Annotated in this window: 18 protein-coding genes; 4 read left to right on the plus strand and 14 right to left on the minus strand. The window is 59.9% G+C overall.

The features are described 5' to 3' along the window. Positions 1 to 35: 35 nt before the first annotated feature. From HMPREF3055_RS08800 to dinB, 5 genes are all read right to left on the minus strand, one after another. A complete protein-coding gene (locus HMPREF3055_RS08800) occupies positions 36 to 1,025 on the minus strand; it encodes a cell division protein FtsL (RefSeq protein WP_070738865.1) in 990 nt (329 codons plus the stop codon). Between the two features lie 20 nt (positions 1,026 to 1,045). Continuing rightward, complete coding sequence (rsmH, locus tag HMPREF3055_RS08805) at positions 1,046 to 2,110, minus strand: 16S rRNA (cytosine(1402)-N(4))-methyltransferase RsmH (RefSeq protein ID WP_070738866.1); 1,065 nt, start codon at positions 2,108 to 2,110, stop codon at positions 1,046 to 1,048. A gap of 104 nt (positions 2,111 to 2,214) precedes the next feature. Beyond that, the gene (mraZ, locus tag HMPREF3055_RS08810; RefSeq protein WP_005507741.1) at positions 2,215 to 2,646 is read right to left on the minus strand and encodes a division/cell wall cluster transcriptional repressor MraZ; all 432 of its coding nucleotides are present in this window, start codon (positions 2,644 to 2,646) and stop codon (positions 2,215 to 2,217) included. 555 nt (positions 2,647 to 3,201) lie between these two features. Continuing rightward, positions 3,202 to 3,603 (minus strand): DUF3040 domain-containing protein, encoded by a 402-nt coding sequence (locus HMPREF3055_RS08815; protein WP_005506566.1) that lies wholly within the window; start codon positions 3,601 to 3,603, stop codon positions 3,202 to 3,204. A 158-nt stretch (positions 3,604 to 3,761) separates the two neighbouring features. Beyond that, entirely contained in the window at positions 3,762 to 5,141 is a 1,380-nt protein-coding gene (gene dinB, locus HMPREF3055_RS08820) for a DNA polymerase IV (RefSeq protein WP_070738867.1), read from the minus strand. 185 nt (positions 5,142 to 5,326) lie between these two features. Here dinB and HMPREF3055_RS08825 point away from each other — a divergent pair, with 185 nt between their 5' ends. Beyond that, entirely contained in the window at positions 5,327 to 6,559 is a 1,233-nt protein-coding gene (locus HMPREF3055_RS08825) for a polyprenyl synthetase family protein (RefSeq protein WP_070738868.1), read from the plus strand. 127 nt (positions 6,560 to 6,686) lie between these two features. Here the strand turns inward: HMPREF3055_RS08825 and HMPREF3055_RS08830 are convergent, their stop codons facing one another. Then, entirely contained in the window at positions 6,687 to 7,055 is a 369-nt protein-coding gene (locus HMPREF3055_RS08830) for an Rv2175c family DNA-binding protein (RefSeq protein WP_070506761.1), read from the minus strand. A 249-nt stretch (positions 7,056 to 7,304) separates the two neighbouring features. Between HMPREF3055_RS08830 and HMPREF3055_RS08835 the strand changes: the two genes are divergently transcribed. Next, entirely contained in the window at positions 7,305 to 9,005 is a 1,701-nt protein-coding gene (locus HMPREF3055_RS08835; protein WP_246826930.1) for a serine/threonine protein kinase, read from the plus strand. Positions 9,006 to 9,180: 175 nt separating this feature from the next. Here the strand turns inward: HMPREF3055_RS08835 and HMPREF3055_RS08840 are convergent, their stop codons facing one another. Then, positions 9,181 to 10,545 carry a class II 3-deoxy-7-phosphoheptulonate synthase gene (locus HMPREF3055_RS08840; RefSeq protein ID WP_070687164.1) on the minus strand — a complete coding sequence of 455 codons (1,365 nt, stop codon included), beginning with the start codon at positions 10,543 to 10,545 and terminating at the stop codon, positions 9,181 to 9,183. A 336-nt stretch (positions 10,546 to 10,881) separates the two neighbouring features. After that, entirely contained in the window at positions 10,882 to 11,631 is a 750-nt protein-coding gene (locus HMPREF3055_RS08845; protein WP_070738870.1) for a lysophospholipid acyltransferase family protein, read from the minus strand. 215 nt (positions 11,632 to 11,846) lie between these two features. Here HMPREF3055_RS08845 and HMPREF3055_RS08850 point away from each other — a divergent pair, with 215 nt between their 5' ends. Next, positions 11,847 to 12,713 (plus strand): alpha/beta hydrolase, encoded by an 867-nt coding sequence (locus HMPREF3055_RS08850; protein WP_070738871.1) that lies wholly within the window; start codon positions 11,847 to 11,849, stop codon positions 12,711 to 12,713. Between the two features lie 153 nt (positions 12,714 to 12,866). Continuing rightward, positions 12,867 to 14,993, plus strand: a complete 2,127-nt coding sequence (locus tag HMPREF3055_RS08855) for an AMP-dependent synthetase/ligase (RefSeq protein ID WP_070690033.1) — start codon at positions 12,867 to 12,869, stop codon at positions 14,991 to 14,993. Positions 14,994 to 15,148: 155 nt separating this feature from the next. Here HMPREF3055_RS08855 and HMPREF3055_RS08860 read toward each other — a convergent pair whose 3' ends face one another. The 6 genes from HMPREF3055_RS08860 to HMPREF3055_RS08885 all read right to left on the minus strand — a co-directional run bounded on the left by HMPREF3055_RS08860 (position 15,149) and on the right by HMPREF3055_RS08885 (position 24,862). Continuing rightward, positions 15,149 to 16,606, minus strand: a complete 1,458-nt coding sequence (locus HMPREF3055_RS08860; protein WP_012903832.1) for a mycothione reductase — start codon at positions 16,604 to 16,606, stop codon at positions 15,149 to 15,151. Positions 16,607 to 16,907: 301 nt separating this feature from the next. Continuing rightward, positions 16,908 to 17,720, minus strand: a complete 813-nt coding sequence (locus HMPREF3055_RS08865) for a ParA family protein (RefSeq protein WP_005507726.1) — start codon at positions 17,718 to 17,720, stop codon at positions 16,908 to 16,910. A gap of 191 nt (positions 17,721 to 17,911) precedes the next feature. Further along, on the minus strand, positions 17,912 to 18,559 hold the full coding sequence (locus HMPREF3055_RS08870; protein ID WP_070604573.1) for a MerR family transcriptional regulator: 648 nt from the start codon (positions 18,557 to 18,559) through the stop codon (positions 17,912 to 17,914). Positions 18,560 to 19,275: 716 nt separating this feature from the next. Beyond that, positions 19,276 to 20,049, minus strand: a complete 774-nt coding sequence (locus tag HMPREF3055_RS08875) for a transcriptional regulator FtsR (protein ID WP_049337539.1) — start codon at positions 20,047 to 20,049, stop codon at positions 19,276 to 19,278. A 595-nt stretch (positions 20,050 to 20,644) separates the two neighbouring features. Further along, on the minus strand, positions 20,645 to 21,037 hold the full coding sequence (gene gcvH / locus HMPREF3055_RS08880) for a glycine cleavage system protein GcvH (protein ID WP_049337538.1): 393 nt from the start codon (positions 21,035 to 21,037) through the stop codon (positions 20,645 to 20,647). 333 nt (positions 21,038 to 21,370) lie between these two features. Further along, the gene (locus HMPREF3055_RS08885) at positions 21,371 to 24,862 is read right to left on the minus strand and encodes a bifunctional proline dehydrogenase/L-glutamate gamma-semialdehyde dehydrogenase (protein WP_070738872.1); all 3,492 of its coding nucleotides are present in this window, start codon (positions 24,860 to 24,862) and stop codon (positions 21,371 to 21,373) included. Between the last annotated feature and the right edge of the window lie 249 nt (positions 24,863 to 25,111).

Here is a 25,111-nt window from a genome sequence, read left to right on the forward strand (position 1 = left end):
ATCGGTGATGCTACGCATCCTGTGGTCAATGTTGTTTATCGTGCGGGCTGGCTTGCCGCGGGGCTAGCTGCGGGCTGCTGAGCGGCGCTCGGTGCGGCGGAAGCAACCGGGCTAGCAGGGGCGCTATTCGCCGGTGCGGGGTTGGCCTGCTGGGCGGGGTTAGCCTGCTGCGCGGGGCTTGCCGAGGCGCTTGCAGATGCCTTTGCCGTAGCGCTCGCCTGGCTGTGTCGCTGCTGAACAGACTTGTCAGCATCCACAATGCCCTTGGCGTAGCTTTCTTCCGAACCCGCTGCCGGCGGCGAAATCAGGTTCTCCTGCTTGGATCCTTCAATACCGGTGGGGCTTGCAGCCGGGGCGGGGGTGCCCTCAATCGTGGAAGTCTGCAGGTTCAGGGTCGCCTGCGAAGAGCTCACAAACATGCCCAGGGTACTGGCGCGTATCGCCAAATCCTGCGGGGCTTCCTTGAAACCAATCTCCTGCTGCAGCGCCTGGTTCTCCTGCACGAGGCGCTGTTCCTGCGCGCGCAAATCCACCATGTCGTACTGTCGGGTCACAATCAGCACGTTAAGCAGCAGAATAAAAATCAGGGTCAGCGGAATTGCCGCAAAAACAGCGAGCATGGTGGGCGGGCTGAGCTTACGGGCTCGGCGGCGCACAGTGGACAGCGGGTTACGCTGCTTGGGCTTCGTTTCGCGTGCTTCTTCGGTGCGTGCTGCCGCACGGACGCTCGAGGGAACACGGCTCGCGTTCGTTGAGGTGCGCTTACCACCGTGAGATGCGGCGGTGCTGACGGGGCGGACCACCGGCTGGGAGGCGGTGACCGGCTCCAGACGCGCGGTGCGGGTGCGGCCGGAGTGTGCTCGGGTGGAGGCGCGGCTCGCCCCGGTAGAGCCGCCAGTAGAGGATGCGCGGGTAGAGCCAACGGCGCCGGGGGTGCCGGCGGCAGGGCGCGAGGAACCGGCGCGTCGACTCCGCGGGGCGCCCTGGGTGCGGGTGGGGCGCTGGGATGCGTGCTGGGTGCTCACTCTTCTTCGCTTTCTGTCTTCTACTTGGCGGGGATGCGGATCTTCTCGGCGGCGCGCAGCTTGGCGCTGGCGGCGCGAGAGTTCTGTTCAATTTCCTCGTCGGTAGGCGGTTCGGCGCCGCGGGTAATGATTTTGACGGTGGGCTTGTGCTCTTCAAGCTCTACCGGGAAGCCCTTGGGTGCCTTGGAGGTTGCCTCCGCGGTCAGTGCTCTCTTGACGATTTTGTCTTCGAGGCTGTGGTAGCTCATGGCGACGAATCGACCACCGAGGTTGAGCGCCTCCAGGGCTGCCGGTACGGCGCGTTCGAGGGCTTCCAGTTCGTGGTTCACTTCGATACGCAACGCCTGGAAGGTGCGCTTGGCGGGGTGACCGCCGGTGCGCTGCGCGGCGACGGGCACAGCCTTCTGGATAATGCGCACGAGCTCACCGGTGGTTTCCAGGGGCGTGTTGGCGCGGGCGGTGCAGATGGCGCGGGCGATACGCGATGCGAACTTCTCTTCGCCCCAGTTGCGGATAATGCGGCGCAGCTGGTCTTCGCTGTATTCGTTGACGACGATGCGGGCGGTGAGCTCGTCTTCGGAGTTCATGCGCATGTCCAGGGGAGCGTCGTAGGAGTAGGCGAAGCCGCGGGTGCGTTCGTCCAGCTGCATGGAGGAGACACCCAGGTCCATCAGGATGCCGTCGATGCCCTGCACACCGGCGGTTTCCATGGCGCGGTCAATTTCATCGTAGACGGCGTGCACGGGTACGAAGCGGTCACCGAAGCGCGCCAGGCGTTCACCGGCGATGGCATGCGCCTGCAGGTCGCGGTCAATGCCAATCAGCACAAGGTTTTCGAAGCGTTCAAGTAGCGCCTCGGAGTGACCTCCCATACCGAGGGTGCCATCAATAACGTAGGCGGTGCCGCGCTCCTCAACGGCGCGTTCGATGCCGGGTGCCAGCAGGTTAATGCAGCGGTCCAGCATCACGGGCACGTGGCGTTCACTCGCTTCACGCTGGGAGAGGTTCTCAATGGATGCGCCGGTCACCTTGGCGGCAGCGCCGGATGCGGTCGTACCGGTTTCGGGGGCGTGGTCTACGCTCATGGGTGCTCCTGTGAGAGTTTGTCCTGCGGGAAAGCTTACGGAAGAGTGGTGCGGTGGTGATAGAGAGATGCCGGGCGGTAGCCATCGCACCGGCGGGGTGCCGGCTAGAGTAGCGGGCTGAACGGGTCCTCGTCGAGGGAGGCAAATTCAGCTTCGGTGCGGGCGAGGTATTCCTCCCAGGCGGCTGCATCCCAGATTTCTGCGCGGGTACCGGATCCGATGACGACGAGGTTGTCGGTCAGTCCTGCGTATTGGCGCAGTATCGGCGGGATGGTGATGCGTCCCTGCTTGTCGGGCAGTTCGTCTGAGGCTCCTGAGAGGAAGACTCGCAGGAAGTCTCGGGCGGCTCGTCCGGGCAGGGGCGCGGTGCGCATCCGCTCGTGGATGCGTTCAAATTCTGCGGCGGGGAAAACGTACAGGCATCGTTCTTGACCGCGGGTCAGAACGAGGCCTGCTGAGAGTTCCTCACGGAATTTGGCGGGAAGGATGATGCGTCCTTTGGCGTCCATTCGTGGTGAGTAGGTACCTAAGAACATTCACTTCACCTCCCCGATGTGTGCCCCTGATGTGTGCCGATGTGCTGAAGCCTGCGGGAGCGTGGTTGCTCCACACATCCTGTAGGTGCCGGTGGCGGGGTGTGCCGGGCCGACGCCTCCGCCGTCTGTTTGAGGGCACGGCGATAGGACTGACTTTCAGCTTTCCCCTCCACTTTACCCCACTTTCCACCACCTACCCCACCCGGCAGAGTATCTTTTAGTGTTTTTATGCTCTCTCCTGCATTTTTAACGCTGACGCACAGCTTCTACACAGCTTCGGGCGTGTCCGCTCAGCGTAATACCCTCAGCATGCTTGCCATACCCCGGCTCAAGTAAAGGCTCAATAACAGAGCAAGCTTCAGGAATCGGCGTGACCCGTCTACCAGCTTTCATAAAGCATCCACGCTTCACTATTTCGGGCATAGAAAAAGCGGAAGGTAAGAATTCTTACCTTCCGCTTGTGAAGTCTTGATGAAGTCTTAAGACCCTAGAGAGTACGGATGCTCAGCCACGAGAAATACTAGCCGTGAGAAAAACTATTGAGACAAAGCAGTACTAGAACTGGCCGTTATTGCGTTCGTCCCAGCGGTCCTCCAGACGATTCATGAAGGAGGAACGCTCCTTCTGCTCACGCTGACGCACGCGAGCTGCGCCCTCTGCCTTACCGCCGAGGAAGGAATCCACCGGGGTCTTCTTGCTGGTGGTCGCAAAGTACACGCCACCCGCTGCGAAGAGGAAGCCGAATACGCCCAGCCAGATCATATTAGATGCGACCGCACCAATAATGATACCCAGGCCAATGAGAACGAAGAGAATACCGAGAGCCAGGTGGCGAGCACTGAAAACCGGCGCGGTGTTGCCGGTTGAAGACATGGAGGAGGCAAAGTGCGGGTCCTCATTACTCATGAGTTCTTCGAGCTGGTCCAGAACCTTCTGTTCACGCTCGGACAGTGCCATCGTTTTCTCCTTTGAGGTGTCGCTACTCAAGATGACGTCGGTATCAGCCGGGTTAGCTGGTGTACCAGCTGGCGCGATGAGCGCTTCTTCCCGCCGTATGCTTCCCATCGTACCGCGCGAGATGGGGTTGGCGCATTCTTTTTTCGGACAGAAGCTCTTTATGACCTATTTTCGTCAATGCTCTTCTCGGGCGCGGTAACTCCGGAGGCTGGCTTGAGGCTTTCCTGCGAGTACTTGCGGTGAATCGCGTCCATGACGTGCTCAACCTCGGACCATCTGCCGCTCTTCACGAGGCGGGCACCAGAGCCCGAGTGAGCGCCAGCTCCCGAGCGAGTACCGTTCTGCGGGCTATTGTCCGCTCCCCCGCCGCCTCGTTGTGGGGAGGCGGTTCTGGCGGAGCGTGAGCTTGCCGCGTTCTCGATGACATCAAAGAGGGTCTGCTGCACCCCGTCTTCGGCGCGGGCGAGTTTTTCGGCGCGCACTCCGATGAGCCGCAGGGCGCGTGGCGCCTCCTGACCCACCACGATTTCATCTGCTCGCAGGGCTTCCAGAGTCAGGGAGGCGATCTGCATGCCGGAGTCCACGGGCACGTTTAGTGAGATAGCGCGAGTGTGCGTTTCGAAGGTGCTGTAGCGAATTTTGAGGCTGAGCCCTCCGGCGAGTTTCCCGGCGGTGCGCAGGCGCTTTCCCAGTTTGAGACTCAGCTCCCGAATAGCAGCGCTCACCTCCTGGGCATCGGTCGTATCCGTCTCGAAGGTGTGCTCGCCACCCATGCTTTTCTCTTCACGTTCGGTGATTACGGGGCGTTCGTCAATGCCGCGCGCCATGGCCCAGAGGTGCTCGCCCTGGGCGGTACCGAAGCGTTCTTTGAGCCAGTCCAGGCTCATGGACCTCATCTGGGCGATGGTGTGAATACCGTATCGGGAGAGCTGCTCGGTACTCTTCGCACCCACTCCCCACAGGTCGGAGACTTTTCTCGGGTCAAGAAATTCTTGAACGCGCTCGGGTGGAATGACCCACAGCCCATTCGGTTTACTGCCGGTGGACGCCATTTTGGCGAGTAGTTTATTGGGTGCCACCCCTGCGGAGGAGGGCAGGGAGAGCTCCTGTGCGATGCGGTCGCGAGCGCGCTGCGCCAGGGCGACGGGGTCTTGGCCGTGCAGGTAGGCGCCGGTGAGGTCCACGAAGGCTTCATCCACGCTGACCTGCTCAACGTAGGGGCTCAGGTCATGAAGGATTGCCATGACGGCGCGGGAGTAGTGCCGGTAGTCGCCACGCAGCGGCAGGACGGTGGCGTTGGGGCTGAGGTTCCGGGCGCGGCTGAGCGGCATCCCGGAGCGTACTCCGTGAGCCCGCGCCTCGTAGGAGGCGGAGCATACGACCGAGCGGGGGCCCAGGGGCGCCACGATAATGGGCTCGCCGCGCAGAGCGGGGTTTTCGAGGAGTTCGACGTTGACGAAGAAGGCGTCCATGTCCAGGTGCATAATGACGCGGCCGTTCCTTACGCCACTATTCTTGCTGATTCGCATCTGCCCCATGTCGCCTCCTCTCATAACTTCTACGCCCACCTACCGAAAATATAGCACATTTCTACGAACAATAGGGGTAATATATCGTAAACGTGTTCGTAAATGCGTTCTCTTGGGCTTTTCTCCACTAAGCTAGAAGAAGTGCACACCGCACGGCATCAGGACCGTACATAGCGACCATCAGCGAGGATAGTATGACTCCCCCTTCTCCTTCCGGAGCACCCACTCCCCAGGCGACCGAGAGCCTCACCGTAGCGGCACCGAATATCCCGGCGGATTCTGCGCACCTCGCTGAGCGTATTGCTGAAGAGCAGCGAGCCTACCTGTACGCTTTTGACACCCTCATGGCTGAGTTTTTTGCCCGCCAGCGCGAACTGCTCGAGGGTATTTCTCCCGAAACCCTGCCTCTGCTGGAGGCTATTGAGTCCCTCTCCACCGGAGGCAAACGCCTGCGTGCCCTGTTGAGCTACTGGGGTTGGCGCGGTGCCGGCGGTGCACCCGTAACCGAGAACCGCGCGTCCTGGTCTATTGTGAAGGCCGGCATGGCGGTGGAGCTGTTCCAGACCTCCGCACTGATTCACGACGACATTATCGACCGCTCCGATACCCGCCGCGGCGCTCCCTCCGTGCACAAGCGTTTCGAGGCGGCGCACGAGCAGAATGGTTGGCGCGGTGATGCTTTCAACTACGGTCTGACCGGCGGCATTCTTGCCGGCGATCTGACCCTGGCGTGGTCTGCCGAGGTTTTCGCGTCCCTGGGTGAGGGAGCGATTTATGGCGCTCCTGCGCGTACCATTTTTGACCGGATGCGCGCCGAAGTTCTGGCGGGTCAGTACCTGGACGTCTACTCCGAGGTTCTCGAAACCGAGGACGCTCAGGCAGCTCTGCAGCGTGCCCTGAACGTGATTCGTTTCAAGTCCGCCAAGTACTCGTGCGAGCACCCCTTCACGATTGGTGGTGCTCTGGCTCTGCAGGCTGCCGCGCTGGAGAACGGCACCGGTGCCGTGAGCGAGCAGCACCCGGTACTCGCCGCCTACCGCGCGTTCGGTCTGCCGCTGGGTGAGGGCTTCCAGCTGCGTGATGACGAGCTGGGCGTCTTCGGTCAGCCCGAGGTGACCGGTAAGCCCGCTGGCGATGACCTGCGTGAGGGTAAGCGTACCGTGCTGGTGGCGCTCACCTCCGCTGCCCTCAACGAGAAGGATGCGGCGCTTCTGCACAATAGCTTGGGCGACCCCGAGCTGAGCGATGAGCAGGTGGAGCGCATCCGCGAGCTGATGGTTTCTTCGGGTGCTTTCGCCAAGCATGAGCAGCTGATTGAGCAGAAGTCTCAGGCTGTGTTTGAGGCACTGGAGGCGATGAACCTGGACGAGCTGACGCATGCGGCACTGACCGATATTGTGGGCCGTGCGTTGCGTCGCAAGGCATAGATGCGCTACGTCGCAAGGCGTAGAGGTTCAACACAGTTAGAACGTTAAACAAGTTGAGGCGGCATACCGAAGTATGCCGCCTCAACATATTTAGCTATAGTACTGAGCCGCTATTACCAAGCTGGTATTACCAAGCCAGTGCCTGCGCACGGCGACGGATTTCAGTCTTACGACCGTCAATCAGTGCGTCGATGGGACGGCCGGGCAGGGAGTCGTCGTTGGTGTACAGCCACACGATAGCTTCTTCATCGCTGAAGCCGGAGTCCTTCAGGACAGCGAGGGTGCCCTTGAGGGATTCGAGTACTCGCGAACCGTTCATGAACAGTGCGGGTACCTTGCGCACGTTGGTTTCCGGGTCGCGCAGCGCGATGAGCGTACCGTCAGAAATCAGGTTGTGAACGCGGGTCACCTTCAGGTCGAGTGCCTGCGCAATTTCGGGGATGGTTACCCAATCGCCGACGAGGGCGAAGGTCTGAGCAATATTTTCGTTAGTCACCTTTTAAGAGTGCCAGAGCTGGCACGTATTTACCACTTTTGACCCGCATCTGGAGCGGGAGCTCTCCTGCGCACCTTTCCTTTTTGCGCGTTGCCGGCGGTTCTTAGGCTGGGTTCAGACCCGTCGGTGCTTCTTAAGAATTCGCTGAGTGTTCACCTGCCCGGCGCCCTCTGGCATCGCTTCTGCCCAGGTGGGCGGGCTAAAATGTTGAGACGTATGAATACTCCCAGCCCACGCCGGATTTCTCCTGTGAACCCTCGTTCTTCTGCAAATACTTCTGTTCCTCCCGCCACCCGTCCCGCTGCCCCGGATACCGCTATTGGTTCTTCGCAGTGGCTCAGTGGCGCCATTATTGAGGGTCACTACCAGGTGGGTTCGCTTATTGGCCGCGGCGGCATGAGCGAGGTGTATTATGCACTGGACCTGTGGTCGAATAACCCGGTCGCGCTCAAGGTTCTCTCCCCCGCTCTGGCTGAGGATGCAGCGAACCGTCAGAAGTTCCACCGTGAGGAGCGCTCGATGCGCCAGGTGGGCGGCGGCGGGCATACGGTGGGCGTAATTTCGTCGGGTACCGAATATTTTTCGGGCCAGATGGTCATGTATATCGTGCTCGAGTATGTGCACGGTTGTACGCTGAGCCAGCTGCTACGTGTGCGTAATGCCCTCTCGCTGGGTGAGGCTCTGGATATCCTCATTCCGGTCGTGGAGGCGCTCTCGGAGGTTCATGCGAACCGCTACCTGCACGGCGATATTAAGCCGGGCAATATTCTTCTCGACGCTAACGGCCAGGTGAAGCTCACAGACTTCGGTCTCTCCCGCCGTGACGATCAGGTGGATGCGGGCGCCCCCATGGGCACCCCCGCCTACGTAGCGCCGGAGGTTCTTGATCCGAAGGTGAAGGTCGGAGCTCAAGCTGATATTTTTGCACTCGGCGTGATGATGTACCGCATGCTTTCAGGTCGTCTGCCCTTTGTGGGTCTGGAGAATGACCAGCAGGTGCTCTACCACAACGCCAATATTGAGATGCCCGCGCTGACCGATGTCGCGCCGGGTGCGGACCGCGACATTGCGGGGCTGATTTCGTGGTGTACCCGCAAGCAGCCGCACGCACGCCCGGAGGATGCGACCGAGCTGTTCACGGCTCTGCTGGAGATTTCTGAGTCGTTGGGTGAGTCTGAGCGTGCTTGGCGCGCCCCCTCGTGCCCGGAACCGGAGCTTCCCCTTTGGGAGGCCGTCGCCGATATTGCGGAGCGTAGCGGCGCCGCGCAGATGGTGCGTAACACCCCGATTAGCGCGTTTAGCGATGCCCGCGATCTGCTCGCCTACGATGTGTACTCCCCCGACAGCCTCGTGTACGATGCCTCGGCAGCGAGTCAGGGCGTGCACCTTGCCGACGTGGATGCTGAGGACTCCGTGCTCAACCGCCAGGGCATTCCGCCTCTGGTGAGTTCTGCCTCCGATAATGACGATTCTGACACTGATCAGGAGAAGGAAGGCTCAAAGGGCAAATCCGGCAAGCATGGTCTGGGTTCGTTCATGGGCCGCCGTACCGCCGCGGCGAAGGGCCCGCTGACTCAGTCCGTTGGCATTGGCCCGCAGACGGAGCAAGAGTTCATCTCAGCTAACGGCGAGTACGCCCCAATCCATGCGGAGCGTTCGTTGAGCCCCTCCGGCACACGTCGTTCGAAGTCTAAGGGACCGGCGAGCGCGTCGGAGGCTTCACCGGCAGAGGAGACCGCTTCTTCTCAGGAATCCGAGCAGTCTTCGCAGAAGGATCCTCGCCTGCCCGCCAAGCAGTTTAGGACCCCGCCCTCGGGTATGGCGGTGGGCGGTTGGGCTCTGGCGCTGATTCTGCTGGGCATGGGTTCGAGCTTCACCGGCTGGTGGCTTGCAACCTCGCTCGTGCAGTCGCAGTGGTGGCGCAATATTGAAGCGTTCCTGACCTTCTAGTAGCACGCCTTACCGAACGCCCCGTCCTCGCCTGTACCGCGCGCAGGTTAAACGATAATGCCCGGGTCTTCGCTCATAGGGAGTGAAGACCCGGGCATTTGTTTTTGCTATTCCCCGCCGACTAGTACCCACTGGCTAGTACCCGCTGACTAGTACGGTGAGGCGCATCAACGTTTTATGCGCGGTTCTTGAGGTACTCGGAGACCAGGAACGCGATTTCCAGGGACTGCGAGTGGTTCAGACGCGGGTCACACAGGGACTCGTAGCGGTCAGCCAGTGCTGCCTCGTCGATAGCGTCGGAGCCGCCCAGGCACTCGGTCACGTCGTCGCCGGTCATTTCCACGTGGATACCGCCGGGGAACGAACCCAGGGCCTCGTGCACCTCGAAGAAGCCGCGAACCTCGTCGAGCACGTCGTCGAAGCGGCGGGTCTTGTAGCCGGAGGGCACGGAGATGGTGTTGCCGTGCATCGGGTCGGTAACCCACACGACCTTCGCGCCTTCAGCCTGCACACCCTCAACGATTGCGGGCAGCTTCTCGCGGATATTCTTCGCACCCATGCGGGTGATGAAGGTCAGGCGGCCGGGCTCGCGGTTCGGGTCGAGCTTGTCGATCAGGGCGAGTGCATCCTCAGCGGTGGTGGTCGGGCCCAGCTTCACGCCGATGGGGTTGCGGACCTTGGAGAGGAAGTCTACGTGTGCATCGTCGATGCCGCGGGTGCGCTCGCCAATCCACAGGAAGTGTGCGGAGGTGTCGTAGGGCAGGTGGGTGCGCGAGTCGATGCGGGTGAGGGCACGCTCGTAGTCCAGCACGAGTGCCTCGTGGCCGACGTACATGTCGGTGGTCTTGAGGGCTTCGAAGTTCACGCCGCATGCTTCCATGAACTTGAGGGCGCGACCGATTTCGTTGGCGGTCTTCTCGTAGCGCTCATGCGCGGGGTTGGAGGTGAAGCCGCGGTTCCACTGGTGTACGGCGCGCAGGTCTGCGAAGCCGCCCTTGGTGAAGGCACGCACCAGGTTCAGGGTGGATGCGCTGGTGTGGTAGCCGCGCAGCATACGTTTGGGGTCGTGTACGCGGGCTTCGGGGGTGAAGTCGAAACCGTTGACGGTCTCGCCGCGGAAGGAGGGCAGGGTGACGTCGCCGCGGGTTTCCATGTCTGCGGAGCGCGGCTTAGAGAACTGGCCCGCCATACGGCCCATCTTCACCACGGGCATGGAGGCGCCGTAGGTGAGCACTGCAGACATCTGCAGGATGGTCTTGACGCGGCCGGAGATCTTATCGGCGGTTGCACCCGCGAAGGTTTCTGCGCAGTCGCCGCCCTGCAGGAGGAATGCGCGGCCTTCAGCAACCTCACCGAGTGCCTGGCGCATGGCGTCGACTTCACCGGCGAAGACGAGCGGCGGTACCGAGTTCAGCTCGGCGATGGTGCTCTCAAAATCTTCGTGCTCGCTCCAGGTGGGCTGCTGGTCAATGTGCAGCTGACGCCAGGTGTCTAGGCCGTGGTCGGGGGCCTGCGAGGTGCTGAGGTTTTGATTGCTCATCTTCACTCCATTGGGATGGTCTTGTGCGTTTTCTGATTCAGCCGCCGTTTCGGGTGCTCGGCGCGCCGTGTGCGGCGTGCTGGCTTGCGATTCTTCAGGCTGAATAGACCTAATTGTACTCTTGCTTGCTTCAACACCTAACCCTGCAGTCAGGTACATCTCACATGTTTAGATGGCGCCACCCGGTGTCGGCGATACGAGGGGTGAAAAGCGCCCTGACAGAACGGCATACGAAAGGGCGGGATGCGGCACGTACCGCATCCCGCCCTCTGGCGCATGTGTGTATCTGTCGTATGTGTGCACCCGGGGTGCTGTCTCAGGGTGTTGTCTCAACGTTTAGCGTTGCAGGTGTGCGACCGCCTCATCAGCGCTCATGTTTTTATCAGCCATGAGCTTCTTGACGCGGTCGGCGTACACGTCCACGTATTCCTGGCCGCTGAGGGCACGGATCTCGGAGCCAATACGGTCGGCGATTTCACGCTGAACGCGGTGGCTCAGGTCTGAGCCGTCGGTGTATTCCTCGAAGGTGAGGGGCTTGCCGATAATGGTACGCACCTGGATGGGCTTGCCGTCATGGCGCAGACGGATACGGTTCGAGCCGGAGGGCTGAATCAGGTCGGTACCGATCTGTCCGACGGGCACTACGGGCACGCCTGCTTCAACTGCGAGGCGGGCGACACCGACCTTGGGGCGGTAGCCGCGTCCGTCGGGGCTACGGGTGCCTTCGGGATAGATGCCGATGATGCCGCCGTCCTTGAGGACCTGCGCGCCGGCATTGAGGGATTCCTGGCTCTTCTGGCCGCCGGAGCGGTCCATGGGAAGCTGGCCGACGCCGCGGAAGAACGCCGCCATGGCACGGCCCTTCACGCCGGGGGTGGTGAAGTAGTCGCTCTTGGCGAGGAAGTTCACGGTGCGAGGCATGGCGAGAGGAATGAAAATGGAGTCACAGAACGCCAGGTGGTTGCTTGCGACAATGTAGGGACCCTCGGGCAGATTCTCAAGGCCCACCACGTCATGGTGGTACAGTCCCTGCAGCAGGGGGGAGCCAAGAACTTTGAGCGTTGAGTAGAGGGCGGTGTTAGGCATTGGGGTCTCCTCTCTGAATATTCCCGGGTCAATTCTATCTTGTCTGGAGCGTAGCGAGATAATGAAAGAAAGAGAACGATTTTTCTGCGCACCGGTGTATTGGGTGCGCTGGAGGCGATATACCAGCATCGGCGCTGTGCCCGCGGTAGCCGGTCGGGGTACGCTATAGAGCCTGCACCTGCGTTCATATTCGCGCAGGTTGGCTAAGGAGGACCATGAGCATTTTTGATAACTCGTTGGAGCCGCTCAAGCGGATGCGCCGCAAGGCTCGCGAGCGCAGGCTTCTAGCGACCCAAAATGTTAAGGACTCCCTGGCGCGTCGCCTCGAGGGCGACCAGGAAGCATTCGATCACTCCCCCGTTTCTTTTAGTCCTGACCCGGCGCAGCATTCTGTGGGTATTTTGCTGGTGCATGGTTTTACAGGTTCGCCGCACAGTATGCGCCCGGTGGCGCAGCGTTTTATGGAGCTCGGCTATGCGGTGGAGATGCCGTTGCTGACCGGTCACGGTACTCATTGGAAAGATTTGCGCGATAGCACCTATGAGCAGTGGCTAGCTTCTGCCGAGCAGGGGTACCGTCGCCTAGCCGATCAGGGTCTGCGTGTGGTGGTCGTTGGTATGTCGATGGGCGGCACGGTGGCGACCCATCTGTCGGCGCGCCTGCCGGTGGCGGGTACGGTACTCATCAACCCCTACATGGTGGATGTGAACCCGATGATGCGTCACGCCGGTAAGGTGTCGAAGGTTCTGCCGGTGCTCAAGGCGATCGGGTCTGATATTGCGGTTCCGGGCGTGAGCGAGGGCGCGTATTCTATCGTTCCGACGGCGGCGGTGCATCAGCTGCATCTTTTGGGTGCTGAGACTCGTGCCCTGATTCCGCAGTTGAAGGCGCCGGTTCTGTATTTGCGTTCACTGGGCGATCATACTGTGTCGGATAGCTCCCACAAATATTTTCTCGAACATTGTTCAGTTCCTGTAGAATTTAGGTGGCTGACCCGCAGCTACCATGTGGCAACGCTCGACTACGACGCCGAGTATCTCCTCTCCACCGTTCAAGCTTTTGTCGCATCCCTAAACCACTAAATTCTGAAGGTTCCGCCCGTTGCACACCGGCGAATGCATCACCCGCCGTAGCGAGTAGAACAACAGATAGATATTACGGCTCCTTGGGCCATCGAGGGCACCCCTCGGTACCGGATTCGCCACGGGCTCACGCCCTGATTTGAAAGGCGCATTATGAAAGTCTTCTCCACTCCCGCTGAGGTTCTTGTCGACCCCTCGCTGAACCTGACAAGCATTGTTGAGCGCCACCGTGCCGATAGCTCCAATCCGGTACTGTACCGCCGTCAGATGTCTCCGGGTAACTGGCAGCCGGTTCGCGCCCAGCAGTTCCACCAGATGGTGACCGACCTGGCTAAGGGCCTGATTGCCTCTGGTATCCGCCCGGGTGACCGTGTGGGTATTATGAGCCGCACCCGTTTTGAGTGGACTGTCATTGACTTCGCGATTTGGTACGCGGGCGCCATCTCCGTGCCGGTATATGAGACGAACGCTGCCGCCCAGGCTGCATGGGCGCTGTCCCATTCTGAGGCTGTCGCCATCTTCGTCGAGGATGAGAAGCTCCTGAATCGTGTGGCTGAGGCTGAAGAATACGCCGCTTCTACTTCTGAGCCGTTCCAGCTCAAGCACCGCTGGGTCATTGAGAACGGCGACCTTGATGCCCTCAGTGCTCGCGCCTCCGAGGTCAGCGATGAGCAGCTGGAGCAGGTACGTTCCGCAGCCGGTTGTGACGACCTCGCGACCATTGTGTACACCTCCGGCACAACCGGTCGCCCTAAGGGTTGCGCGCTGACTCACGGCCACTTCCTGAACCTCAGCGCCAACACCAGGCTGGTCGAGCCGGAGATTGCGAACTCCCGCAACTCCTCCATTCTTTTTTTGCCGCTGGCGCACGTTCTCGCGCGCCTGATTCAGGTTCTGGCGCTGGATGCTGGCCTGGTTATTGGTCACTCCCCCAACATCAAGAACCTGGCGTCTGACCTGGATAGCTTCAAGCCGACCATGCTGCTGGTGGTGCCCCGCGTCTTTGAGAAAGTGTACGAAGGTGCCATGGCAAAGGCGGCTAAGGGCGGCAAGTTCAATAAGTCTCTGTTTGAGCGTTCCACCGATATTGCGGTGCGCTGGTCGCAGGCGAAGGTTGAGGGTCGTGTGCCCCTCAAGCTGGCGGCGCAGTACGCTCTCTACGACAAGCTGGTCTACTCGAAGCTGCGTGCGGCTCTCGGCGGCGAGCTGCGTTACGCGGTCTCCGGCGGCGGTCCCCTCGGCGAGCGCCTGGCTCATTTCTTCCACGCGGTGGGTGTGCAGGTGGTTGAGGGTTACGGCCTGACCGAGACCTGCGCCCCGATTGCGGCTGGCCGCATCAACCCGTACCAGATTGGTATGATCGGCCCGCTCATCCCCGGTTCCGAAGGCTATATTGCTGAGGACGGCGAGCTTCTGGTTCGTGGCGTGGGCGTGATTAGCAGCTACTACAAGAACCCTGAAGAGGACGCTCAGGCGTTCACTGAGGACGGCTGGTTCCGCACCGGTGACCTGGCTCGTTTCGATGAGCGCGGCTACCTGAAGATTGTGGGCCGCAAGAAGGAAATCATTGTCACCGCCGGCGGTAAGAACGTGATTCCGGGTATTGCGGAGAGTCATCTGCGTACCTCTCCCCTGGTTTCTCAGGCGATGCTGGTTGGCGACGAGAAGCCGTTTATTGCGGCTCTGGTGACCCTGGATCCGGATACCCTACCCGAGCAGTTGGAGCACCTGGGTCTGCCCCGTTCACTCTCCATCCCGGAGGCTGCTGTTCACCCGGCGGTTCGTGCCGCAATTCAGAAGCTCGTGGACGAGGCGAACCAGCTGGTTTCCCGCGCCGAGGGTATTCGCGAGTTCCGCATCATGAACCGTGATCTGACCGAGGCGGACGGCTACCTGACTCCTTCGCAGAAGCTGCGCCGCGCGAAGATTCTGCAGGACTTCTCCTCCTACGTGGATGAGATGTACGGCAAGGTTTCTGATAGCACGTCGGATTCTTTGGCTCGTCTGCAGGAGTACGCGGCGGAGCAGTCTGAGAAGTTCGCTGAACTGCGTGAGCAGGCTGCGGAGCGTCTGCACGAGTACGCGGATCATCAGGCGGAGCGTCTTGCCGAGCTGCGTGAGCAGGCGGCTGAGAAGTTTGAGGAGCTGCGTGAGCAAACCGCCGAAATGATGCAGAAGCCGCAGGAAGAGAAGGCGGAGGCTAAGGACGACGCCAAGAAGCCTGAGAAGGCGGAAAAGGCTGAGGACTCTTCCGCTGCAGCTCCTACTGAGAAGGCATAAGCTGAGAAGAAGCCTGAAAGCGACAATGCCTAACCGGCTCTAGCTACCGAAACGAGAGGAGGGGGTCGTACCGCTGTGGTACGGCCCCCTCCTCTATGTTTACCTCACCGCTCAGAGCCTGAGTCCTTGAGCGGTATTCTTTGAACCGGTCGGTATTAGTTGGCGGGCTCGTCGAATTCCAGACCGAGCAGCGCGTTCTCAACGATTTCGGTCAGTGCCGGGTGAATCCAGTACTGGCCGCGTGCGAGGGTGCGCGCATCCATGCCGAAGCTCATTGCCTGCAGGAGCGGCTGGATGAGCACGGAGGACTCTTCACCGACCAGGTGTGCACCGAGCAGCTCACCGTTGTCCTTACGGGCAATGAGCTTGCACAGGCCAATCTTGTCTTCCATTGCCCAGCCGTAGGCGGTGTCGCCAAAGTTCTGTGCCTTGACGGTAATCTCAAAGCCTTCACGTTCAGCCGCCTGGCGCGCCTGCTCTTCGGTCATGCCGACCACAGCAATCTGCGGGTTGCTGAAGACGGCAGCCGGTACGTAGCGGTGGTCGCTGGCACGCAGGTCCTCGGGGTGGCTGAGGTTGTGCTGCACAACGCGTGCCTCGTGGTTTGCCACGTGCTTGAGCTGGTAGCGGCTGGACACGTCGCCGAGGGCGTAGACGCCGGGTACGGGCGCGCCGTTGTAGAGCACGCGCTGGTACTTATCGACGCTGAGCTGGCCGCCGTCCTGCACGTCGAAGTAGTTCTTCGCGTTGAGGGTGTCGGTGTTGGGGCGACGACCGGTTGCCACGAGCACAGCGTCTGCCGGGATTTCGAGCAGTTCTTCACCGTTCTCGGTAGTGTGCTTAGCTACGACGGTCACACTGCCGTCGGCGTTCTCACGGATTTCGGAGAGGGACGCATCCTTGACGATGTTCCACTGCTTGCTTGCGGCTTCTTCGAAGCGTGCCACGACCTCTTCGTCCACGCCACGTAGCAGGCGGGAGGAGCGGTTCAGCTGGGTTACTTCGGTACCGAATGCGGAGAAAACGTGGGAGAATTCTGCCGCAATCACGCCGCCGCCGATGACGACCATACGGGCGGGCAGCTCGTCCATGCGCATGACGTTGTCATTGGTGTAGACCTTGGAGGAGTCGATACCGGGTACGGGAGGCAGCACGGCGCGTGAACCTGCCGCAACAACAATCTGGCGGCCCTGCAGGCGGGTGCCGTCGGTCAGCTCGACGGTGTGGGAGCCGACGAAGCGCGCGTACTGGTCGTAGAAGTCGACGTTGGGCAGACCGGCACGCCAGTTGCGGCCGCCTTCAACAATCTGGTCAATGCGGGAGGCAAAGATACGGTCACGAATCTGCGCCCAGTGCACGGCGTCTACGTGTGCGTCGACGCCCAGGTGCTTGACCTCGCGGGTCTTCTGCGCGATGGTCGCCGGGTAGACGTACATTTTGGTGGGGATGCAGCCAACGTTCAGGCAGGTGCCGCCGAAGATACCGCCGTCGATGAGGGCGACCTTCTTGTCGTCCCATTCGGGGCCGATGAGGGTGTTGCCGGATCCGGAGCCGATGACGATGAGGTCGTACTGTGCTACGCCGTCAATGCGTTCTACGTTCTCGATGCTCATGTGGTCCTCTCGTTGATGATGTTGAGGCTGGGCTCGTTCCCAGCGTGCCCCTCGATGGCGGGGTTATTTCTGTTACTGCCACTATAACGCGTGGAGGCTACCGGCTATTCCCACTATCTAGTGTCAATGTTGACGGATATACGAAAGTGCGCCGTCCCAAAGAACACAGCGCTGAGAACACAGGGCTGAGAACACAGCGCTGAAAATACAGAGGTTCTTTGAGAAGACGCACTCAAGCGTTGAAACCTCAAGCGTTGAAACTATGTGAGCCCGCGGATTAGTGACGCGTAGATGTCTGCGCTTAGAGGTCTGCCATGAGCCCAGCCAGCAGGCGGGTGAAGTCAATGGCGGGATCAACCGACTCTTCGTCGGGCCAAAAATGAATCGGGTACGCCGCACCCTGGGCGCGTTGCAGCACGGGGCTTTCAGCGAGCACAGGATCTGCCACGAGCTCGCCGAAGAGGGAGCGCATTTCGTCGCGTCGGTAGCGGTGTTCGCTGTCGTTGGGGCGCATCTTGTTGATAACTACTCCCGCACCGTCAATGCTGATGCCGCTTTCCTGCTGAAAGCGCACGATGGCACGCAGGGTTCGTTCGGTGCCCGCTACAGAGAAAAGGGAAGGCTCAGCGACCGAGAGGATACGCTCACTCACCGCCCAGCCCATCGAAGACAGGGTTCCGAGGAACGGCGGGCAGTCAATCAGAATCACGTCGTAGGCGTCCGCTGCCGCCTCCACCATGCGCTTGAATCGGCGGATGAACGGCGCGGCTTCCTGCCGGTCCACGAGGGTGGAGCGCGCCGAGCCTCGCGCCACCTTCACGCTACCGGTGGTCACGGGGTTATTGGTCAGCAGGGTGGGTTTGCCGACGAGCGCGTTCCAGGAGGAGCTACCGGCTTCCTCCGCGAAGGCGCGCTCATTGGAGCTGGCAATCAGGGAGGCGACGTCGGGGATGGTTTCATCCACTGCCAGGCCGGTGCTGGCGTCGCCGTGGGGGTCGAGGTCAATAACAAGTGTGGAGAGTCCGCTGTGTAATGCCGCGGAGGCGAGCCCCAAAGTGATGGACGTTTTGCCAACGCCACCCTTGAGGCTGCTGATACTGACGATGCGGGGCATGCAGGTCCCTTTTATGAGTGAGGTGTAATGCCCCTTTATTTTAGCGAATCTTCGCTTTTCTTCTGGCTCTGACAGGGGTGTATCTTGAGTTTTTTCTCAAGTGAGCATTGAATATTCCCTCGCATTTAAAGCTTCAGCCCGCGCTCGCTACCCGATAGGTAGTGAGCGCGGGCTGATTCACGTTTTGTGTTTTATGCCTGTGCGCGGCGGGCACGGCGGGCGGCAAGTTCGTCGCCTTCGAAGTTTTCGTGCATCTCTTCGCCGGGCTGGCCGTTGAGGTTCATTTCGATTTCGCGCCAGACGCGGCCAATCGCGATACCGAAGACGCCCTGACCAGCCTGAACCAGGTCGATAACCTCGCTCGGGGAGGTGCATTCGTAGACGGTGGTACCGTCACTCATCAGGGTGATGTTCGCGAGGTCGTCAATGCCGCGGGTACGCAGATGCTCGATGGAGGTGCGAATCTGCTGCAGGGACACGCCGGTGTCGAGCAGTCGCTTCACAATCTTAAGCACGAGCACATCGCGGAAGCTGTAGAGGCGCTGGGTACCGGAGCCGGAGGCGCTACGCACGGTGGGTACAACCAGGTCGGTGCGTGCCCAGTAGTCGAGCTGACGGTAGGTGATGCCTGCTGCCTTGCAGGCGACGGCGCCACGGTAGCCGAGGTTTTCCTCGACGACAGAGACCGGGTCGGTGAAGAGTACGCCTTGTTCACCGCGCGGAGGCGGCGCTACGGGGAAGAGGGTGTCGAAGCCATCCAGGGGCTGGTCGAAGCCCTGGGGTGCCTCATGGGTGCCTGCGGCCTCGCCTGCATTTTCGGCTACCTGCTGCTCTAGCACGGTCCCTCCTTTTCGTTAACCCGTTTAATGCGATTCACCGCGCCCTATCAAATGTGGTCGACTTCGTTCCGGTGTAGCCCCGATTTTCGGGGTGAGATTCTAGGGCTAGGCCTTAGAATCTGCATCTATGATTCGCGTGGCTTCCCTCTGCGAGGTTAGCTACGCGGTTTTCAATACTACACATTGGCTCGACTATTCGGTTCGTAGAACACGATTCGATAGTGCGACCGATGCGCGATAGGCGCGGTTGTTCAATCTATTTTAACTGATAGAGGGCTCTACTTAAAATTGAACCCACCGAAGCGAATGATCTTTTCAGATTCATTCGTACCTCTTTAACGCCCTGTGGGGGTGCTCCTCCCCCGCTATTCTCCTCGCTTTTTCTGGGTATCCATCCCACAGGGGAGTTTAAAAAGTAAATGCGTACGGAGCAGTCCGTACGCATTTACAGCTGAGTTGAGTGAACAGCCTTGGCAGGCCGGGAGCCCCCTGGTGAGAAAGCTCTTCGTGTTGGACGAAGGGGTAGAAATTCCGAGCGTGCCAGCGTCGGCTTCGTCCAAGTCTAGAGGCCGCTACCCGTTGGTAAGGGGTAGGGACTATAGAGGGAATCACCATGGTCAGTGGTGTTTCCCGAGGGAAATCCCCGTTTGGGGTGTGGTAGAACCGCTGAGGGTTTACGAGCAGCAGACTGTCCGGTAGTCTGCGTCTTCGTGCGCCTACTCGTAGGTAGGCATCGCCGATTCGACCAGAGTTGCGTGCAGCTGCAAGCACAACTTGCGGATCTTGTCGGCTCGTTCCTGCGCCTGAGCCTGAGAGGCTGCGTCGCGGCGTGATGCCAGCGGAGCCACCGCAATTTCCACGAGGGAAATTTCGCGGTCTGCCGCTGACTTGAATGCGCGCAGGTGACGAGGCTGAATGCCGTGCTGGGTCAGTTCTGCACTAACGCGGGCAATCAGCACATCGTAATCGGTGTACTCCACATCCGAACCGTCTTCGAGCAGTCCAAAGTCAATCAGCTCGCGAATCAGTTCGGGGGTGGTGTTAGCGTATTCTGCCAGCTCGCGGAGAGTGTAGGTGCGACCTTCCTGCTCGTTCGGGCCAAGGACGGTGTCTAGCACGTCTTCGCTTACGGTGGCAGGCATGGAGTTCAGTACGCGACCGGCTTCCATGTCCTCCAGGTGCTGACGGATTACCTTGAGCGGCATGTAGTGGTCGCGCTGCATGGTGAGGATGTAGCGCAGGCGCTCAATATCCGTCTGGGAGTACTTGCGGTAACCGGTTTCGGTACGGCTGGGGTGCACGAGACCGCGCTCCTCCAGGAAGCGGATCTTGGATGCACTAATTCCGGGGAACTCCAGGTCAAGCTGGCTAAGAACCTGACCAATGGTCCGGCTCTTAACGTCACGCGGGTTACGGTCAGAGCCGCCGTTCTCCACGTCCTCTAGTTGAACCTCAGCGTTAGTGAGGTTCTCATCGATGCGTGAGGTCATCTATGTCTTTCGGGTACTTGTTCAGACGATGTCGATACGAGCCGAAATTTGAGTGAGTGGCTCGTTCCCCCGGTCGGGGGTCTCGCTCCGTGCCGAACATCTTTGCTTAGTGTTGAGAGTGTGATAGATAAGTTTAGTTGTTTATCACGAAATGATAAACCGCAAACCTTCGAGACAATCTTATAGCCTCACAAGGCATTTTGCTATTTAGTTCGCCCTTTTCAGGGGCTTTTTGAACCCAAAAATAGCCACACAATCAAACATTAATCAGTAGAGACAGTACCAATTTTAGCAAAATTCCAATACTTCGAACACATATATCTCATATTGGACTGCTTTACGAGGAAAATTTTATCTTCTCGCGATAGTTGAAGTTTTCATCACATTTAACTTGAAAGAGGCTCCCACTAGGGGTTTAGTCATCCTTCAAGCCCCTTTAGTGAATTCCTACACCTTCAAGACGAACCTTAAATGCGCCCAACTATTTGCGTTTGTGTGCATTTTAAAAGAAAAACGGCGAGACCAATCGGTCTCGCCGTCTCACCACTACATACCTCTTATCCGAGGCCTATAGAAGGTCTTAGAGTCTATCGACTTAGAGCTTGTCCAGCTCAGCCTTGTACGCCTCTGCATCCAGCAGGTTCGCCAGGTCATCAGCGTTCTCGGGGCGAATCTCAATGATCCAGCCCTCGCCGTAGGGATCGGAGTTAACCAGTGCGGGGTCATCCTCCAGGCCCTCGTTCACTGCGACAATCTCGCCCGCAATGGGAGCGAAAAGATCAGAGACAGACTTGGTGGACTCAATCTCACCGAAGCTATCCTCAGCAGCTACAGAGTCGCCGACAGAGGGAAGGTCGACGTAGACGACGTCACCCAGTGCATCCTGAGCGTGGTCGGTAATACCAACACGTACGGTGCCCTCGGCGGTGAGAGCGGAAACCCACTCGTGCTCAGAAGTGTACGAGAGTTCTGCGGGAACGTTGCTCATAGCAGCGGTGTCCTTTCAGTGTGTTCTTGCGTAGCGCGGACCGTCCCGCGCACGGTGTCGTTCCGTATGTGGGATGACGGAACGTCCTACACCAATTATCACATAAGAAGTAACGCGGGGCACGTCCAAACACCCCCGTACCACTTCTATGACACTATATTTTCCTTATCCTATCTAACCGCTCAACAAGCGCCCCTTCCCAAGGCCCTAGAAGCACCCCTATTACTCACCTCCAGCAGGGAGCCATCAGACACACCAAAAGGCTCAGGGCCCCACACCATGATGGTGCAGGGCCCTGAGCCTTAGGCTAGAGAGCTAAACTCTCACAGCGCCTTAGCGGGAAGAAATGACGCGCTCGGAGAAGCGGTTCGGGTTACCGAAACGGTGTGCGGTAATCGAAACAGCCTGCTCGCGGAGGAAGGGCAGCATCTCGATACGGCCAGCCTCGGTGACGGGTGCGAAGTACACTGCAACGTCCGGGCGACCACCCAGTGCGGTGTAGAGGGACTTCTCATCGTTACCGATGTAGCGGATACGGGTGCCTTCCAGCGGGGTACCAGCCAGTGCGCGAACCGGGGTCTTAGCGTTCGAAGCCAGGTACTCGCGGAACTGAGCGTCCGACTTGACTTCGTACTTGATGCCCTTGTTCTCGAGGACGCCACGGACGTCGACCGGCAGGTCCTTACCGACGGACAGAGCAACCGGTGCGTTAGCTGCCAGACCGGCGAGCACAACGCGCAGGGTCTCTGCTGCGGATGCGGACTCGTCTGCACGAACCAGAACCTGGGTGGGTACGTAGCGCAGGATGTTGCGCTCCACGCCCAGCTTCGAGGGATCGTGACCGAAGCCGAACTCGGTGTCCCAAGCGTGTGCGTCAGAGGAGACACCGCGCTTGATGAATGCGAAGTCCTCGCGCTTGCCCAGCTCGGAGTTCTCGATGGTAGCCAGGGTCTCGCGGACGGTCACGGACTGGGTGACAGCGGTTGCGGTTGCCTGTGCCGGCTCCCAATCGGACAGAGCGATCAGGTAGCTGGGGCCACCAGCCTTGGTACCGGAGCCAACGGTGGACTTCTTCCAACCACCGAAGGGCTGACGCTGAACGATTGCACCGGTAATTGCACGGTTGACGTACAGGTTACCTGCCTGCACCTTGGAGAGCCACAGCTCGAGCTCGTCAGCATCCAGCGAGTGCAGACCTGCAGTCAGACCGTAATCGGGTGCGTTCTGCAGCTCGATTGCCTCTTCCAGAGTGTCAGCGGTCATGATACCCAGGATGGGGCCGAAGTACTCGGTCATGTGGTACTCGGAACCGGGCTTGACGCCTTCGCGAACACCGGGGCTCCAGAGGCGACCGGTCTCGTCCAGTTCCTTGGGCTGAACGAGCCAGCGCTCACCCGGACCGAGGGTGGTCAGACCGCGCAGCAACTTCTCTTCCGGCTTCTGAACAACGGGGCCCATCTGGGACTCAATGTCCTGCGGGTGTGCCACGTGCAGCGAGTTGACGGAGTCAAGCAGCTGACGGCGGAAACGCTCAGACTGTGCCACGGAGCCAACCAGGATGACGGTCGAACCAGCGGAGCACTTCTGACCTGCGTGACCGAATGCCGAGTAGACGACGTCCTTGACGGCGAGGTCGATGTCAGCGTTCGGGGTGACGATGATCGAGTTCTTACCCGAGGTCTCACCGAACAGGGGCAGGTCATCACGCCAGGAGCGGAAGAGCTCAGCGGTCTCGTAGCCACCGGTCAGGATCAGGCGGTCAACCTCGGGGTGCGAGATGAGCAGCTTACCTGCAGCGCGGTCAACAACCTTGACGAGCTTCAGAACTTCCTTGGGAACGCCTGCATCCCACATGATCTCTGCGATCAGGGCACCGGTGCGAGCGGTGATGGTTGCGGGCTTGAAGATGACAGCAGAACCTGCAGCCAGACCTGCCAGAACACCACCGGCGGGGATAGCGGTCGGGAAGTTCCACGGGGGAACAACCAGGGTCAGGTCAACAGACTTGGGCTTTGCGCCGTCGATCTTCTCGAGGTCCTCAGCCAGCATTGCGTAGTAGTATGCGAAGTCGATTGCCTCGGAGACCTCGGTGTCGCCCTGCTCCAGGGTCTTGCCAGCCTCAGCTGCCATAACCTCCAGCAGGTCACCGCGGCGCAGTGCGATAGCCTTACCGACCTTGCGCAGAATCTCTGCACGCTCGTGGCCGGAGAGCTTACCCCATGCCTTGCCAGCCTCTTCGGTTTCCTTGATCAGCTTCTCAGCCTCAGCCTCGCTGGTCAGCTCGTTAGCCTTGAGGGTGTCGATGCCCAGCTTGGTGGTCTTGGAGCGCTCGAGGATTGCGCGGCCCCACTCACGGTTACCTGCCAGTGCGGGGTCGGTGTCGGGGGTGTTCTCGAAGCGGCCTGCGGGGACGAAGACGTTGTCCTCGTTCTCGGTCAGACGGTTCTGGGTGCGCTTGGATGCGGGAACCTCGTCGGTGACGGAGTTCAGTGCACGCATGAAGCGGTCCTCTTCGCGCTTGAAGATGGACTCGTCAGTTGCCAGGTCGAAGATACCGGACATGAAGTTCTCGGAGGAAGCGTTCTCCTCGAGACGACGGATCAGGTATGCGATAGCAACGTCGAATTCCTTGGGGTTCACGACGGGCACGTACAGCAGCAGGTGGCCAACGCGACGGCGGATAATCTCTGCCTGCTGCTCAGCCATACCAATCAGCATCTCGAACTCGACGCGGTCCTTCACGCCGCGGTCCTCGGACAGCAGCAGTGCGAAAGCAACGTCGAAGAGGTTGTGGCCTGCAATACCGAGGCGAACGTTCTTCACGTGCTCGGGGCGCAGTGCGTAGTCCAGAACGCGCTTGTAGTTGGTGTCAGCAGCCTGCTTGGTGTCCCAGGTGGTCAGCGGCCAGCCGTGCATAACAGCTTCGACGATTTCCATGGAGAGGTTTGCGCCCTTAACCAGGCGGACCTTGATGCCTGCGCCGCCAGCAGCAACGCGCTTTGCGGACCACTCCTGCAGGTGCTGCATTGCAGCCAGGGTGTCGGGCAGGTATGCCTGGAGCACGATACCGGCTTCCAGGTCCTTCAGGTGGGGCTGGTCCAGGATCTTGGTGAACACCTCAATGGTGAGGTCCAGGTCCTTGTACTCCTCCATGTCCAGGTTGATGAACTTCTTGGGGGAGCTGGATGCAGCCAGCTCGTACAGCGGGGTCAGGCGGCGAACAGCGGTCTCAACGACCTCGTCGAATGCCCAGTGCTGGTGGGGGCCGGAAACAGCGGACACCTTGATGGAGACGTAGTCAACGTCGTCACGTGCCAGCAGGCGCTTGGTCTCAGCCAGGCGGTGCTCTGCTTCCTTGTCACCCAGAACTGCCTCACCGAGCAGGTTGACGTTCAGGCGGTTACCGGTCTTGGTCAGCTCTGCAATTGCGTCGCCCAGCTTCTCCTCGGAAGCGTCGACGATCAGGTGACCAACCATCTCGCGCAGCACGCGGCGTGCAACGGGAACGGTGGGCCATGCGACCTTGCCAGCCAGCTTGCCACCGAAGCCAACAGCGGACTTCATGTACCAGGGCAGGAAGGAAGGTGCCAGGCCGGAAATGCGGGAGAGGTTGCGGCCGGAGACGTTGTCGTCTTCGGGGCGAATAACGCCATCAACAAAGCCGACGGTGAAGGGAAGACCATTGGGGTCCTTCAGAACACCGGCGAGCTGCTCAGCCGCGAAGGTGGGCTTGATCGACTGGGACTCGTTTACCCACTGGCGAACAAGCTGACGAGCTTCCAGAGCCATCTTCTGGTAGTGCTCAGATGCGAAAGGATGGGTCATCCTTGACTCCTAACTATCTCACTGTGTGCGGTGCACACCACGTTTGGCGATGTCTCTATTTCACCACAAAAGGGTAATAAATACCTCATTAGAAAAACTGAATGTTTTTTCCAAAATCCATTTAGTTTTTCTAAATGATTGTGCGGTGAGGTTTTCACCCCACGCCCCCTCCGAACCTCCTGTTCGAAGAGACAAGGTGAAGTTTGTAGCGACATCGCTATCCATCTCTCTCAGGCTAGCACTTTCAGA

It is taken from the genome of Rothia sp. HMSC061C12 (assembly GCF_001815755.1).
In the GTDB taxonomy this organism is placed as follows: Bacteria; Actinomycetota; Actinomycetes; order Actinomycetales; family Micrococcaceae; genus Rothia; species Rothia mucilaginosa.

Coding starts and splice junctions, on each gene's coding strand:
- mraZ (WP_005507741.1), bottom strand. CDS start 2,646: ATGTTCTTAGGTACCTACTCACCACGAATGGACGCCAAAGGACGCATC.
- HMPREF3055_RS08875 (WP_049337539.1), bottom strand. CDS start 20,049: ATGACCTCACGCATCGATGAGAACCTCACTAACGCTGAGGTTCAACTA.
- HMPREF3055_RS08845 (WP_070738870.1), bottom strand. CDS start 11,631: ATGCCTAACACCGCCCTCTACTCAACGCTCAAAGTTCTTGGCTCCCCC.
- gcvH (WP_049337538.1), bottom strand. CDS start 21,037: ATGAGCAACGTTCCCGCAGAACTCTCGTACACTTCTGAGCACGAGTGG.
- dinB (WP_070738867.1), bottom strand. CDS start 5,141: ATGGGGCAGATGCGAATCAGCAAGAATAGTGGCGTAAGGAACGGCCGC.
- HMPREF3055_RS08815 (WP_005506566.1), bottom strand. CDS start 3,603: ATGGCACTGTCCGAGCGTGAACAGAAGGTTCTGGACCAGCTCGAAGAA.
- HMPREF3055_RS08840 (WP_070687164.1), bottom strand. CDS start 10,545: ATGAGCAATCAAAACCTCAGCACCTCGCAGGCCCCCGACCACGGCCTA.
- HMPREF3055_RS08885 (WP_070738872.1), bottom strand. CDS start 24,862: ATGACCCATCCTTTCGCATCTGAGCACTACCAGAAGATGGCTCTGGAA.
- HMPREF3055_RS08850 (WP_070738871.1), top strand. CDS start 11,847: ATGAGCATTTTTGATAACTCGTTGGAGCCGCTCAAGCGGATGCGCCGC.
- HMPREF3055_RS08860 (WP_012903832.1), bottom strand. CDS start 16,606: ATGAGCATCGAGAACGTAGAACGCATTGACGGCGTAGCACAGTACGAC.
- HMPREF3055_RS08865 (WP_005507726.1), bottom strand. CDS start 17,720: ATGCCCCGCATCGTCAGTATCAGCAGCCTCAAGGGTGGCGTTGGCAAA.
- rsmH (WP_070738866.1), bottom strand. CDS start 2,110: ATGAGCGTAGACCACGCCCCCGAAACCGGTACGACCGCATCCGGCGCT.
- HMPREF3055_RS08825 (WP_070738868.1), top strand. CDS start 5,327: ATGACTCCCCCTTCTCCTTCCGGAGCACCCACTCCCCAGGCGACCGAG.
- HMPREF3055_RS08855 (WP_070690033.1), top strand. CDS start 12,867: ATGAAAGTCTTCTCCACTCCCGCTGAGGTTCTTGTCGACCCCTCGCTG.